This is a genomic window from Algicola sagamiensis DSM 14643, from assembly GCF_000374485.1.
Classification (GTDB): Bacteria; Pseudomonadota; Gammaproteobacteria; order Enterobacterales; family Alteromonadaceae; genus Algicola; species Algicola sagamiensis.
Window position 1 is genome coordinate 195,779 of record NZ_KB894497.1, and the last position, 14,420, is coordinate 210,198.

Genomic DNA, 14,420 nt, shown 5'->3' on the forward strand with positions numbered 1-14,420 from the left:
GCATGAAACGAGTATCTTCTCTTTTACTTGGATGCATCTTTGGTTTTTGTTGTCCATTAAATGCGGATGATACGGAGATTTATTTAGGGAGTGAAGAAGCCAAAATGGCGATTGCACCAAAAGTTTTAATGGTTTTGGATACTTCCGGTAGTATGGACAATCCTTGGAAAGGTATAAAACATCACTTTATCACAGAAAAACAACTGATCGATGAGTGGCGATATAATCAAGGGGATATTGATAACCACTACAATAACTTGTTAAGCAGAGACACCATTGATCAATATGATTATGTGGATAGCTATAAAGCCTCCAATGATTACATCAGTCCTGAGGATGGCATCGTCAAAAAAAGTGGTTTTCGTACAGACGATTACATTTATTACTCTATGGCCACCCAAGAAGCAGAGAATGTATTCAAAGACGCATATGGTAAGTCAGTGGATGAAATTGTCGACTTAGTGGATAGTCATGACGTAGCAACAATACCCAACCTAGATTCTAAAAATCGTTTCCATCCAGATCTACTCAACTGTGCGGTTGCTCGGAAGTCGATAAGAAAAAATGGTTTTTTTACTGGGTACATTCGAAATTATGAATATGTATCCGATCGAGTAGGTAAATGGCAAAGTTTACCTGAAAAGGACGGAGAAGATCTGATAAAAGCGGTTGACTGTTACGAAGATATTTTTGCATCGAATGAGAATAATAAAAAATATATTGATTTTGAAGGTAATCTCGTAGATTCAGACCAAGGCTACCCGATTGATGGGCGAGCAAATCCATTTATAGCGACAAAAGGTGCCGCATCCAAGTCATTTGGCACAACAAAGCTTGTGACATTATTTGATGCTCGGTACTTACGTTGGGCTTATTCTCCAACAGAAAATCAGCATACTGATGGTGTTGTCTTAGAAAACACAAAACGGATCACCGCGGCAATCAGAACTTTACAGAGGATTGTGGACTCTTCCCCGAGTGTAAATTACGGTTTGATGGGGTTTAATTCGGAGCCAAAAGATGAAGGCGGTGAAATAATCTTCAATATCTCCCATCCGGAAGAGATCCAGCGTTATTCTCATGCAAATGCAAGAAGAAAGGTTTTACAAACGATTCTACGTAATTTTAGAAGTAACTACTTCGGAGATGGGAATACTCCTTTGTCAGAATCATTATATGAAGCCGACCTTTATCTTAAAGGCCAAGCGCCACGTGACTATAATGATAAGGAGTTCTCATTTTCAATCTCCCCATTTGAGGATAGAGATTATAGTGCATTTGTTTGGGATATCCCACCTGCTGGAACTGGAACTGGAACTGGAACTGGAACTGGAACTGGAACTGGAACTGGAACTGGAACTGGAACTGGAACTGGAACTAGAGGAGACCGTTCTGATCATAGCCAATATGTACCACAATTTCTTGATACCTACCGCTCACCATATAGAGCGTCTTGTGATGATAATGTTAACGTTGTATTGCTTACTGATGGGCAACCTACTCAAGATGAGAGTGTTAAGTCTGAATTAGCAGCCCAATATACGACACCTAGAGATGTTGAATACTCATTTAGTGAAAAATTTTACGCATATGACCAATACACAACTTGTCCAACTGTAGTTCTTGGTACTTGCTGGAAAAGGGTTTACCATGACATTGATACTCCAAGGGAATGTTCAGTAAGCTTTGACAAAGCGAATAATTATGATCATAACTCAGATTTGTTTGATAATGTTTCAGTAAAGGGACTCAGATGGCTACCAGATGAAAAAAGGTGCGTTATCGTAGCGCATGGCCTGAAAAGTTACCTACCGCATTTAGCACATAAAATGGCAGATACTGATTTTCGATCAGATTTACTTTCTAATAATTTGTCTGGTAGACAGTCTGCAAAGGTTTTTATGATTAGTTATGCGGGGGGAGTGTCAGATGCTGAAGTAGAAAAAATGCTCAAGGTTACAGGTGCATTTGGTCAAGGTGGATTTATTGATGCATCAAGTGAGGCAAAACTTACCGCAGCGCTACAAGCTGCAACACTATCTAGTGTTTCAACCACGGCCTCTTTTGCTGCTCCAGCTGCTGCGACGTCTTCGGACAGAACGCGTACAGATCCAAGTGTATATTACTCGCAATTTGAGCCCTCTGATACAGCGAAATGGTCAGGAAATCTTAGAAAGTACTTACTTCAGGAAATTGATAAAGAAGTGACGATAGATGGAGAGGTTAAGACTATTAAGGTTCCCATCATTGCAGGTTCCACAGGAGCTCCGGGTAGTGGAGAGTATGCACTTGCAACAGATGATAGTGGTTCGTTATCTGCGGAAGTTAGAGACTTCTGGACTGCATCCGTTGGTAACTCTGTTACGAACGGTGGTATCCAGGGGGCATTGCAAGCCCAGAAAAACCGGAAGATGTTCTACGACTTTGATGATACAAATGCTATCAATTCAGTCAGTATGGTTAATGATACTGTAACGGCTACATCGTCAGCTGAGATAAAGTCAACTCTAGATGGTGAAGGTGGCTATGCATCTGCATTCAGTGCTTCATCTGATTCTGAAGCGAATAAGTATCTAGGCTGGTTCTTTGGGCTTGATATGGGCGGATTGAAAAGAGCTGGTGATGTATTTGGTGATCCGCTACATAGCCAACCTGCAGTTGTGAATTATGGAAACCCCAATGGTGATACTCCTTCACCAAAAGTCACTCGGATCTTGATTGGGACGAATTATGGTCAGCTTCACATGCTCAATGATACAGTGACCAATGCAAGCCTTAGTTCAACTGCACCTCAAGGTCAATCTTTAGTTTCCGAGTCTTGGTTTTTCTTACCAAAAGATTTGATGGGTAATGCACGTATCTTGGAGGAAAACGCTAAAGGTGAAACAAAAGTTTATGGCATGGATGGTTCTCCTTTGATTTATACACTTGACTTCAATGGTGACGGGCACATTGACAACTCTGTGGAATCTAAGAGTTTAAAAGACGAAAAAGGTAGTTTCTTAAAAGAAACAGCAATTGTTTATTCTGGGATGCGTCGGGGAGGCCGGAATTATTATGCCTTGGATATATCCAGTCCAGATGTTCCTACAATGAAGTGGAAGATTAAAGGTGGACAAGGAGTGAATAACAAATTTAATGAGTTAGGCCAAACTTGGTCCAAGCCACAATCTGCGTTAATGAAAGTGAGCATTGGTGGGGAAGTCAGGATCAAAGATGTTATTATGTTTGGGGCGGGATATGACTCAAACAAGGATGCTAAAGATAAAGGGACGACAACAGACTCAATGGGGCGTGGGATCTTTATTGTGGATGCAAGAACAGGCAGTCTTATTTGGCGAGTATCACCAACGCCTCGAGATAGTGCTGGTAACCCACTGCCAACAGCGAGCTCTGAAGAGACTTACCATTATGATGGTGTTGACTCCGTTCCTGCTGGCATTATTCCTTTTGATTCTAATTTTGATGGCTTAGCTGATCGTGTTTATTTTGCTGATACGGGGGGGCAGGTATGGCGAGCAGATATGCCTTCTGCGGATCGGAATACATGGTCTGTATTCCATTTTGCAAACTTATCAGGGCCTAATGATCCTGCAGAAGGGCTAAATGATGTTCGTTTTTATCACTCTATGGATATTGCGAGAGGATATTTGAATCGTACAACAGGTACAAATACTAGCGGCAACCAATACCGTAGAAAAACACCCTATGAGGCATTGGTAATTGGATCTGGAAACCGTTCACACCCACTTTCTACAGATATTGTAAATAGCTTGTTTGTCTTGAGGGATTACAATGTTGTGACAAGGACCTTTTCAGCAGATGGTAGCAATGGGGCAATACCGCCTAAGGCCTTAACATTAGCTGATTTACACAATAATACGAAGCTGGCAAAATATGGTGTATGCCTCTTCAATTCTTCGAAAAGAAAGCAAACGGATACAGGTGAATGTGTTGATGGGGGGAGCGCAGCAGTTAGTGGCACTGGAAGTGGTAGTTCCTCAGAAACGCCGGGAGATCAGCTCAATAAACTATTCGATAAGATTGCGGATACAAACGGGTGGTATTTAAAACTCCAACATGAGAATGATTTAGGTAATTTAGAGCAAGGTGAAAAAGTACTATCTCAGCCGCTGATACTCAATGGTGTGATCTATTTTAACTCCTATATACCAGAAAAAGGGAAGTACCCAAATCCAACGAATGCCGCAACTTCAGCAATTAGCTGTGGTGCATCAACAGGTGAATCAAGAACTTATGAGCTGAGTCTGGATTATGGTTATAAACTTGGAAGTCAAACATTCAAGAAGATTAGTAACACCTTATCCGGTGGACCGGGTGCCGTTGCAACTAGCTCAGGCTTAGGTGTGACGAATGTTGGTAAAAACGGGAGTAACGTCAAAGTTGCAGGGGCAGTCAAAGGCGTGAATGTGGATGATGATGGACAAGTGGGCGGCCTCAATAGAACGAATGCTGGATTAAGGACAATTCGAAACTATTTATATCAGCGAGAAAAATAAGGTGGCACATATGCATACGAAAGGTTTTACGCTGATCGAACTGATGATTGTGCTTGTCATTATTGGTATTCTGGCTGCTGTTGCGATTCCGAATTACTCGGCATACGTTGCGAAAAGTAACAGAAAAGAGTTGATGCAGGTTTTAGTGCAGGCAGCTGCAAAGCAAGAGCAAATATTTACGGACACCCGTAAATATACGAACAACCTTGCGAATTTGGGCCTCCCAGGCCAATATATTGGGACGACTGCAGATAAATTTAAAATTGAAATACATGTCAATGATAGTGGCGATGAATTCACTTTATATGCAACTGGTGTGGATGGAAAGGACGGCTTTCAAGGGATTCATGATACGAACTGTTTGAGTTTTGCAATGAATCAAGATGGAAGAAACAGCATTGTATCGTTTGATAAGGTAGCTGCAAAAGTTGATGCGTATGATACGCTTATTGCTGGAAAAACACTGACAACTGAAATGTGTGTGAGGAATTAATAATGGGAATATTGCAAAGTTTGGTATTGATATTTTCTGCCGTGACTTCTTCCCCGAAAGATTTAAGGACGTTTGTTTGTCACATTGAGCGACTTGGAGGTAAGGAAGATGTTGTAATGTTTGTGGCAAAATTGAGTAGCTTTGAGAAGGAAATAGAGAAATTGAAAGAGAACTCGCCAAATACATCGGCGAATGAGAAGGTATTTCGTGTACATGAATGTCGTCAATACATCCCCATACTTAAGAAGCACTTTAAAAGTGAAAAAGCCAATGTGCTTTTAGAAAAAAAGAAGCGTTGAATATCATCTATATCTTTGATTATAACTGATAAGAAGTACTCAGTGGTACAGGGAATGTGGCTAATGAGGAAAGCGATCTGATCCACTGCCGACTTTTCTTGCACCAAATCCCCAAAAAGCAAAAAAACAAAAACAAAATGATAAATTTAAGTTAAAAAATGGAAAAGGATGTTTTCTAACCTGTTCTCTTTTGTTATATTACCAAAGTAGTTTTTTAGGGTTATTGTTTAATAAATATTAAATATAAAGTATTAGTGCGCTAGGAGAAGTATCATGGCTATTCAACGCCAAAGCGGGATGAGCTTAATTGAAATGCTCGTCGCCGCGATCCTGCTTGCTGGGGGGATCGTGGGAGCACTCGCTCTGCAAACCTCTGCTAACAAAACGACCTTCGATGCAATGCAGCGCTCCCAAGCTGCTGCCCTCGCTGATGATATTATTGCGCGTATTCGAGCCAATACTCAGGGTGAAGCGCCACCCACGATTGAGAAAGTGCTCAATCAATATGTTAATAATCAACCCGGTGAGATTGTTCAATATCGCGTTGGTGGTGACATTGCTCAGGATCGCCCTACGAATATATGCAATACCAACACGCCAGATGCAACACCTTGTAAACCAGAGGAAGTCGCGGCTGTCGATCTGTATTTATGGCAACAAAAAATGACAGGCCAGTTTGCTGATGAGACAAACGCAGAAAACCGAAGTATTTCATCGATTGGTTTAACCAATCCACTTGGCTGCTTACGAATCGAGCAAAACATGGTTGAGGTTGCTATTACTTGGCATGGCCGAACAGACACGCTCGACGCGACCTTACCAGCAAATAACAATAATGAATTTGACGCAGATCACATACGCGCGAAGTGCCGTCTTAGTGAAGATCCGAAAAATCGTCAACTGTACGTTCGCACATTTATTTTTTAGGGGTAAAGATGATGTTGAAAAGAGATACGGGCTATACACTCGTCGAACTCATGATTTCTCTTTCGATAGGATTAGTTATTACAGCGGCAGTTGTAACTGCATATGTCAGCAGTAAAGAAAATACAGATCGCACAACCGATGTGAGTAATATGCAAGAAACCGGGCGAATAGCGATGTCAGTAATTAGGGAAGATATCGCCATGGCTGGCTTTTTTGGGCATTTGCAACAGCCCATTCGTTCTGCAGGTGCTGGTAAAAACTTACTCAATTCATTTGATGATGACTCTAAGCCACCAAGAATTAATGCAGTTGCAGCAGGCAATGACTGTAATGCTGGTTCGACTCAAAATAACGGAATTCTCCCAGAAAATCTTGATCTGCCATTTATTTGGTTTTACGCATATGAAGCAACAGGTGGTAATGGCTCCGTTGGTGAGCTTCCTCCACTTTCCTGTATTGTTGACAATGGTACTGAAACGATTGCGGAAGATTCAGATGTCGTCTTTATAAAAAGAGCAGTATCAAGAGAGATCCGACTCACGGATAAAGGAACTTTTGAACTTGAACCAGCAGATCCAAAAGGACTGTATTTAATCACAGAGCCTCTCTCTGTAGGAATGGCAACAGGGGAGCAACTTGTTGATGAAATAAATCGCCCATTTGCAGGTGAGCTAGTTAACCAACCAAGTGCATGGAAGTATCTGAGCCGTTTGTATTATATCAGATTGAAACGCAAAAATAGTCAAGGGGATAGTATACCAACACTTGTACGTAGGAGCCTAGAGTTGGGCGCTGGTAATGAAATCAATGCTCAACTTGGTGCAGAAGAAGATGTCATAGAAGGTGTTGAAGCCATTCATATTGATTATGGATTTGATACAGGCTCTACAGACGAACGTGTTGACCGATATATCCCATCTGGGCAGATGACAGAAGAGTTGCTGAATAATCACTCGGTTGTTTCTGTGGGGATTTATATTCTTGTCCGCGATATTGATCCTACACCGGGTTTTGCGCAGACTGCTGGTGAACGAACTTTCCGCCTAGGTTTAGGCAAAGAAATTCAAAAAAATGATGATTATAAGCGTCAATTAATCAGCGCAAATGTTTTGCTATATAACGGTATCAATGCGAGTTGGTATGAGTCGAGTATCGTAGAATCTGGTGGCAACTCTTCGCCAGCTCCACCGTCAACGCCTTAGTAATAAGGTCAGAATTTGGGGATGTATAAATGAAAAACATTAAACAAGATGGCTTTGCCATCATCTTTGCATTAGTCATCATGGTATCAGTGACCGCTTTGGGCATTGCTCTGATGAGTAATAGTACGATTGATTCGCTTGTTGGGCGAGTCACGGTTGATCGTATGCAAGCTGAACATATTTCAGAAAGCTCTCACTCCGTAGCATTATTCGAAAACGTTAATCGTACGGTATCGGAGGGCACGGCTGTAGGCGCAACACCAAATGAAATTGGAGCCGGTCGGAACCTATTCGCATTACCGCTTTCAACAGAAGCTCTAATGCCTTTTGCTGAGCAAATACAAGTGGCTGTAAGAAACAGATACCCTGAAGCTGGAAACACAACATTTCGGCTTGAGTCCAGAACTGAAAATGGTGTCGCGACAACTTGTCCATTTGATGATACACCATCTAGTGCAGAGAAAATCAAATGTGTGTATGTCGAGATGACCAGTGAAACAGAATATGGCCCTTTTAATAATATCCACGACATTCAAATCGTAACTGGCATTAGTCAGGAAGTTAAGTATTGAGGTATTTCAGATGAATAAGCAAATATCATTGATATTCGGCATGATGCTAGGGTTTTGTCCTCCGTTGAAAGCCGATGATACAGAAATCTATCTTGGTAGTGAGGATGCAAAAAATGCGATTGCACCAAAATTATTAATTGTTCTTGATACATCAGCAAGTATGGGATTTGATTGGCACGGACAAAAACCGCCGTATATTACTGAAAATGATAAGAAGAAAGATAATAGCCTTAAAAATAAGTACCATGTTGAATATGGGGTATCTCAAACTTACTTAGATAGCCCTCCTGGTGCTTCTATGGGATTTGTAGATGAAGACCCTAGCAAAGGTGACTTTATTTATTATCAAATTTCAGATACATCAACAGATACACCTTTTAAAAATTTATATGGAAAAGAAGTTGATGAAATAGTTAATATTGTTGATTCAAACCCTGCTGCTGAAATCCCATCCCTTGATTCTGATAGACGTTTTCATCCTGATTTACTGAATTGCCAAGTTGCACGTGATTCATTAGAACAAAATGGATTCTATACTGGCTACTTGAGAAATTATCAGTATGAGTCTGGTGGGACAATTGGTAGCTGGGAAAGCATGCCAGAAAGAGATGGTGAGTTGGCGATTAACGCGGTTGAGTGTTTTGAAGATGTCTATCAGGAGAAGCCAAACAATAGTAAGTACCTTGATGTTGATGGTAATTATGCAAACACACAGCTTGGTTACCCTGTTGACGATGAAGCATCCCCCTATACAAATGATAATGCAAGCAATAAATATGGTTTAGGGCGTGCTTCCAAGTCATTTGCTTCAGGGAAGTTGGTTACGATTTATAAAGCAAACTACCTTCGTTGGGCACATAGTGATGTTGCTGAAAATAGAATTACAAAACCAGATGGGCGTGTTGTTGATACTCAAGGTTTTCCTAAGGTTTCGACCAAAAGGCTTTTTGCGGCCCAGCGTACGCTTCAAAGGATCGTAAATTCTTCTCCAGGTGTAAATTATGGTCTAATGCGTTTTAGTGGGTTCACGGAAGGCGGACAATTGATAACGAATATTGCAACACCAAAGGAAATCAAGACACGTGAATTGAGAGATGATCGAAGAAAAGTTCTTGAAGATATACTCGCAATTGATTTGGGTAAAAAAGCTGACCAAGGGCCGCTTGGAAACGATGGTTCTACACCACTTACAGAGTCAGGTTATGAAGCTTTCTCCTATTTAAAGGGGGACAAACCTGTTACATACCCTTATAAGCCTTTTTCTCCAGAATATGGCGAGTTAAAGGGTGATTATCGGCCGTTTACACGTGATGTAACGAGTATTCGTGATGCATCTGGAGAAATTACTTCTCAAAATATAACTGTAAAATTCCAAGAAAATTACCGTTCGCCATTTAAAGCCGACTGTGATGATAGTGTAAATGTTGCATTACTTACAGATGGTGAGCCTTCGCAGTTTCTTGACGAGGTTGCGGATCCGAATATACTTGCGACATTGGAGGTAGGAGATACTTTACATAAAAAGTATCTTTTTGTTGAAGATCATATCCAAACTCAAGTTCCTATATGTGAGAAAATGGTTGGGCGTAGATGTGTCAAAATCACTAGATACCCAATGACAAGAAACCGATGCTATGATTACTATATTAATGATAAAGAAGAAAAATATAAAAATTGGAAGTGGGATCCAGTTAAGAATCAATGCTACCACACTCCACCGGGTATTCATTTACCATTAGCAACAAAAGCGTTGGCTGAGACAGACTTTAACCCTGACCTGGAAGGCGATCAAAAAGCAAAAGTTTTTGTGATCAGTTATGCAAATGGTGTTACCAATGATAATGCAACAAACATGTTGAAAGTTGCTGGAGCTTTCGGTAAAGGGGGCTACATCAATGCTTATGATGAAGCGAGACTAACAGCCGCGTTACAGGCAGCAAGTCTATCCGTAACGAACAAAGCTGCTTCGTTCTCTGCTCCTGCTGCGGTGACTTCTAATGACAGAACTCGGACAGATCCAACTGTTTTCTATTCTCAGTTTATCCCATCTGATACACCACGTTGGACAGGAAATTTACGTAAATATATTTTCCATGAAAAGCCAATTAAAAATGCTGAGGATAAAGTCGTTGGCTACGATTCCAGAATTGTTGGTGTTGGTGTTGATGGTAAGTATGCTGTCGCAACCGATAAAAACAGTAACTTAACCAATGTTCGTGATTTCTGGTCTAAGAGTGCTGCAACTGATGTAGAGCAGGGTGGTGTTCAAGAAGCACTCCGTGAGCAGAAAAACAGAATACTGTATTATGATACGCTTTCAATAGTTCCAGAAGGAGGGAAGAGTTTACCTTCAGTGAAACTAGAAAATAACAGTGTATCAGATGATGCACTTCAAGCTATGGAAGATGAGTTTGGAACTGCATTTTTCAAGAATGCTTTTGGTGGAGATCTTGCGAAAGATTATGTTCGTTTTTATTTAGGTCTAGAAAAATCACGTTCGGGTACTTTCAACAAACGTACGGATATATTTGGTGATCCCCTTCATAGCCAACCAATAGTTGTAAACTATGGTTCACCAAAAGAGGGAGAAAAACGGACACGGATTATTGTTGGTACAAACCAGGGGGTCTTGCATGCTTTTAGAGATATGAAGCCGTTTGCAGACAAAGATACACCTATCCCAGATTCTTATGAGGAAATTGTTCAAGAAGAGTGGGCTTACCTACCACTAGAAATGATGGGTAATTCTAAGAAACTTGTTGATAATATAAAACGTGAAACGAAAGCGTATGGTATTGATGGTAGTCCTGTCGTTTACTTAAGGGACTTTAATGGAGATGGTCATATTGACCATACAGTTACAGAAGGTAATTCTAAAGCCCCAGACGCGAAACATGAGCAAGCGATTCTGTACTTTGGTCTCAGGAGAGGTGGACGTACCTACTACGCACTGGATATCTCAAACCCAGATGCGCCGCCGAAATTACTTTGGAAGATCAAGGGTGGTCAGAACAATGCGTTTCGTGAGTTAGGCCAATCATGGTCGAAACCAAAAATGGGTCAAGTTCGAGTGAAACAAGGAAGCGGTGCTATTGTTAGAAATGCCTTGTTCTTCGGTGCAGGATACGACGCATCATCTAAAGACGTGAAATCAAAGATTTCGACTCCTGATACAATGGGCCGTGGTGTCTTTGTTGTTGACGCAGAAACAGGCAAGCTGATTTGGAAAGCAACACCAAAACAAAATGGTGTGACTGATACTGCTAAGCACTTTACTTATCCTGGTGTTGATTCTGTTCCTGCAAGTGTATTTGTATTTGATGGTAACTTTGATGGCATCATTGACCGCATCTATTTTGGAGATACAGGAGGACAAGTATGGCGTGCCGATATGCCAGGCTTTGATACAGAGCAGTGGTCAGTCCATAAGTTTGCAGATTTGACTTCGAAAGATGACGCAGGAAAAGTTACGAACGATATCCGCTTCTATCATGCACCAGATATTGCGCGCGGCTATATCAACCGAACGACGGGTGCAACTGGTACAGCGAACTTTAGAAGAAACAAAACCCCTTATGAGGCAATTGTAATTGCAAGTGGAAATCGTGCAAGTCCGTTAACGAAAGATACGACGAATGGGATCTTTGTATTACGTGATTATAATATTGTATCTCGAGTTTATTCAGCTTCAGCACCTACGCCAGCTCCACTGACGCTAGATAAGTTGTATAAGAATGAACAATTGGCTAATCAAGGCGTCTGCTCATTTAATAAGGACAAAACGATTCTGGATGATAAAACGAAGAAATGCCGTTTACCAAAGAATGGGGAAACCGCTGTTGAAGGTCAAGGACTTGAAAAGCTACAAGAAGAGCTGAGGAATATTGCTGCTGCACCAGGTTGGTATTATCAGCTTAAGCATGAGAAAAATGGCAAGTTCGAAAGTGGTGAGAAGGTCTTATCACAACCACTCATTTTAAATGGGATCATCTACGTAAACTCATATTTGCCCTTATCGGGGCAGATAGAGGGTGATGATGATATTGTCAATTGTGGTGCAGCGAAAGGAGAAGCAAGAAGCTATAAGTTTAGCCTTTCATCTGGATATAAAATGGGAAGTAGTGTCTTTAAAAAGATTGGTAATTCACTAACGAGTGGGCCAGGAGTTATTGTTGGTAATTCAGGTTCTCTAGTGACTGGTAATGGACATGATGAAAATGGCTCAAATGCCCAAGGTGGTGAATCGGATGGTGGTGTAAGTTTGGGTGCCAATGGTGCAATTGGCATCAATACACCAAAAAAAGGACTAAAGACCATGCGCAACTATATGTATATTAAAGATAAGTAGGGGGTTCAAGATGAACCAAAAGGGTTTTACACTAATCGAGCTCATGATAGTTGTTGTCATTATTGGGGTTCTAGCTGCGATTGCAATTCCAAATTACTCAGTACATGTTGCAAAGAATAACCGTAAAGAATTGCAGCAAGTGATGACACAAGCGATAGCGAAACAAGAGCAAATTTTTACAGATACGAGAAGATATACGAATAAGGTTGAAGTCCTAGTCCCTGGGCAATATGTTGGTGATGATGAAAATCATCGCTTTCAGCTGAATGTTGTTGTAAATGATACGGCAGATAAATATTATCTTATTGCAAATGTTATTGGTGGTAAAAATGGATACCAAGGGAGGCATGATCCTTCATGTCAAAGCTTTTTGATGGATGAAGGTGGCACGTTGTCCTTTCAGACTTTTAAGAAAAAATTGACTGTTGCTGATTATGCATCAATCAATATTCCGACATCTAAAGATGTTATTTCATCAGATATTTGTTTGAGGAATTAGTATGTCAGTATTATCAATATTTATTTTTGCTGCTTCTGCATATACTGCAACGCCAAATAATATAACTTTTGCTTGTCATGTCGAGTTGTTTGGTGGTAAGGATGATGTGTATATGGTTGTTACTACAGAAAAAAAGCTGAGTGAGGCAAGAGTTAAAATGAAAGAGAGCGATTCAGAAATTCTTTATGTACATCGCTGTATTGACTTGAAAATGACGAAACGTTTCTTTGATCATAAACTCGATAAGATATTAAAGACAAAAGATATCTGAGATTGATCGGCAAAATCAAATCAGTTTATTGTTTTTGCTGGATCGCTATTTAAATGAAAGCCACCTGCTATTAAGGCTGTCTTTGATACAGAAGTCCCTCACATGATGTGAGGGATTTTTTTGAACTAAACTCTTGCTTCACGATCAGATCTTTAACGTATTTAGTTGAGGAGCTCTGAGATGATAAAAATTCATAATAATTGGGCTGAAGAACAATTTGGGCACGCTAAACTTGGAGAACTAAGAAGAGCGGCTAGACTCGTCAAAGTGGCTTCAGACTTGGCACAGCATCCAGGTAAATCGGTATTAAAATCACTCCTCCAGCCAGCATGGAAGGTATGTATCGTTTTATTCGGAACGATAATATTTCATCAGACGATATTGCTGAAGCTGGTTTTCATGCAACATCCAATCAAGTCACCATTACCCTCTCTTTCTCGCTATAGAAGGTACAACCACCTTAAGTTACAAACATCGCTCTATTCGTGCTGACTTAGGACATATGAATCAAGGTAATCTTTATCGTGGTCTGCTTGCTCATAGTATTTTGCTGTTTGCTCCAGAGATTCTCGACGTCGTTGTTTTAATTGAACAACAAAGGTGGACGAGAGACATCAAGATTCGCGGTATCCGTTACCAACACCTCAATCGAACTTATAGGTTATAAGTGGGAAAGACCTTCTCGTCATATGACAGCTCGTTTAGGAAACGTCATGATCAACGTGATATCTTTTTGCGACCGTGAAGCAGACATCTACGACTATCTCATTTATAAGGTGGCAAACCAGCAACGTTTTGTTGTGTGGTCAATGATGAGTCGCCACATAAAAGAAGGACCAGATAAGCCTTATCAATTTGCGTCTGAGCTGAATAGTGTAAAACAACGACAAACACTGATAGCTGAAAGAGGTGGTCGTAAAGCCCGTGAAGCCAAACTGGATGTGAAATATGCGGCGGTGATATTGAAACACCCTCGAATAAAACAGATGAACCTATTTCACTGAATTATGAAGGTTGCTCTGAGTGTAGTGGCACATTTTAACGAGCTATAGTCAAATCTGGTGTATGACATGATCATGCAGCATCCTGTTGATCATCCGACGTTACTTTTTCTCCATCCTTGAATTCGATCCCTGCAATGACATCCGCTAGAAGGCGGTAGCCTCTCAATCGACGCCATTTATTTTGTGCGGTTACCAGCAGCTTATAAGCCATCGCCAGTGTCGTTTTTCGACTGCCACAATGCTTACTTTTCGTGGTTCTTAAACGAACCGTCGCAAACACGGACT

The 14,420-nt window shown here is 40.8% G+C and carries 9 protein-coding genes and 2 pseudogenes; 10 read left to right on the plus strand and 1 reads right to left on the minus strand.

Annotated elements, in window-relative coordinates; translation table 11 throughout:
* Positions 1 to 2: 2 nt before the first annotated feature.
* The 10 genes and pseudogenes from C505_RS23680 to C505_RS24075 form a co-directional block, all read left to right on the plus strand.
* Positions 3 to 4,520 (plus strand): pilus assembly protein, encoded by a 4,518-nt coding sequence (locus C505_RS23680; RefSeq protein WP_018692901.1) that lies wholly within the window; start codon positions 3 to 5, stop codon positions 4,518 to 4,520.
* Positions 4,521 to 4,530: 10 nt separating this feature from the next.
* Complete coding sequence (locus tag C505_RS23685; protein WP_018692902.1) at positions 4,531 to 5,013, plus strand: type IV pilin protein; 483 nt, start codon at positions 4,531 to 4,533, stop codon at positions 5,011 to 5,013.
* Between the two features lie 2 nt (positions 5,014 to 5,015).
* Positions 5,016 to 5,312, plus strand: a complete 297-nt coding sequence (locus C505_RS0112235) for a hypothetical protein (RefSeq protein ID WP_018692903.1) — start codon at positions 5,016 to 5,018, stop codon at positions 5,310 to 5,312.
* A gap of 273 nt (positions 5,313 to 5,585) precedes the next feature.
* The gene (locus C505_RS23690) at positions 5,586 to 6,239 is read left to right on the plus strand and encodes a type IV pilus modification PilV family protein (RefSeq protein ID WP_018692904.1); all 654 of its coding nucleotides are present in this window, start codon (positions 5,586 to 5,588) and stop codon (positions 6,237 to 6,239) included.
* 8 nt (positions 6,240 to 6,247) lie between these two features.
* The gene (locus C505_RS0112245) at positions 6,248 to 7,441 is read left to right on the plus strand and encodes a PilW family protein (RefSeq protein WP_040439835.1); all 1,194 of its coding nucleotides are present in this window, start codon (positions 6,248 to 6,250) and stop codon (positions 7,439 to 7,441) included.
* Positions 7,442 to 7,470: 29 nt separating this feature from the next.
* Positions 7,471 to 8,013: a hypothetical protein gene (locus C505_RS0112250; RefSeq protein WP_018692906.1), complete on the plus strand. Its 543-nt coding sequence runs from the start codon at positions 7,471 to 7,473 to the stop codon at positions 8,011 to 8,013.
* Positions 8,014 to 8,023: 10 nt separating this feature from the next.
* Entirely contained in the window at positions 8,024 to 12,361 is a 4,338-nt protein-coding gene (locus C505_RS0112255) for a pilus assembly protein (protein WP_018692907.1), read from the plus strand.
* Positions 12,362 to 12,371: 10 nt separating this feature from the next.
* Positions 12,372 to 12,860: a type IV pilin protein gene (locus tag C505_RS23695; protein WP_018692908.1), complete on the plus strand. Its 489-nt coding sequence runs from the start codon at positions 12,372 to 12,374 to the stop codon at positions 12,858 to 12,860.
* A gap of 1 nt (position 12,861) precedes the next feature.
* The gene (locus C505_RS0112265) at positions 12,862 to 13,131 is read left to right on the plus strand and encodes a hypothetical protein (protein WP_018692909.1); all 270 of its coding nucleotides are present in this window, start codon (positions 12,862 to 12,864) and stop codon (positions 13,129 to 13,131) included.
* 180 nt (positions 13,132 to 13,311) lie between these two features.
* Positions 13,312 to 14,155, plus strand: a pseudogene (locus C505_RS24075) (IS4 family transposase); the annotation flags it as partial.
* 50 nt (positions 14,156 to 14,205) lie between these two features.
* Here the strand turns inward: C505_RS24075 and C505_RS24545 are convergent.
* Positions 14,206 to 14,420: pseudogene (locus C505_RS24545) on the minus strand (IS256 family transposase); the annotation flags it as partial.

Excerpts from the sequence above, each read along its gene's own strand:
- C505_RS23680 (WP_018692901.1), top strand. The coding sequence starts at position 3 with ATGAAACGAGTATCTTCTCTTTTACTTGGATGCATCTTTGGTTTTTGT.
- C505_RS23685 (WP_018692902.1), top strand. The coding sequence starts at position 4,531 with ATGCATACGAAAGGTTTTACGCTGATCGAACTGATGATTGTGCTTGTC.
- C505_RS0112235 (WP_018692903.1), top strand. The coding sequence starts at position 5,016 with ATGGGAATATTGCAAAGTTTGGTATTGATATTTTCTGCCGTGACTTCT.
- C505_RS23690 (WP_018692904.1), top strand. The coding sequence starts at position 5,586 with ATGGCTATTCAACGCCAAAGCGGGATGAGCTTAATTGAAATGCTCGTC.
- C505_RS0112245 (WP_040439835.1), top strand. The coding sequence starts at position 6,248 with ATGATGTTGAAAAGAGATACGGGCTATACACTCGTCGAACTCATGATT.
- C505_RS0112250 (WP_018692906.1), top strand. The coding sequence starts at position 7,471 with ATGAAAAACATTAAACAAGATGGCTTTGCCATCATCTTTGCATTAGTC.
- C505_RS0112255 (WP_018692907.1), top strand. The coding sequence starts at position 8,024 with ATGAATAAGCAAATATCATTGATATTCGGCATGATGCTAGGGTTTTGT.
- C505_RS23695 (WP_018692908.1), top strand. The coding sequence starts at position 12,372 with ATGAACCAAAAGGGTTTTACACTAATCGAGCTCATGATAGTTGTTGTC.
- C505_RS0112265 (WP_018692909.1), top strand. The coding sequence starts at position 12,862 with ATGTCAGTATTATCAATATTTATTTTTGCTGCTTCTGCATATACTGCA.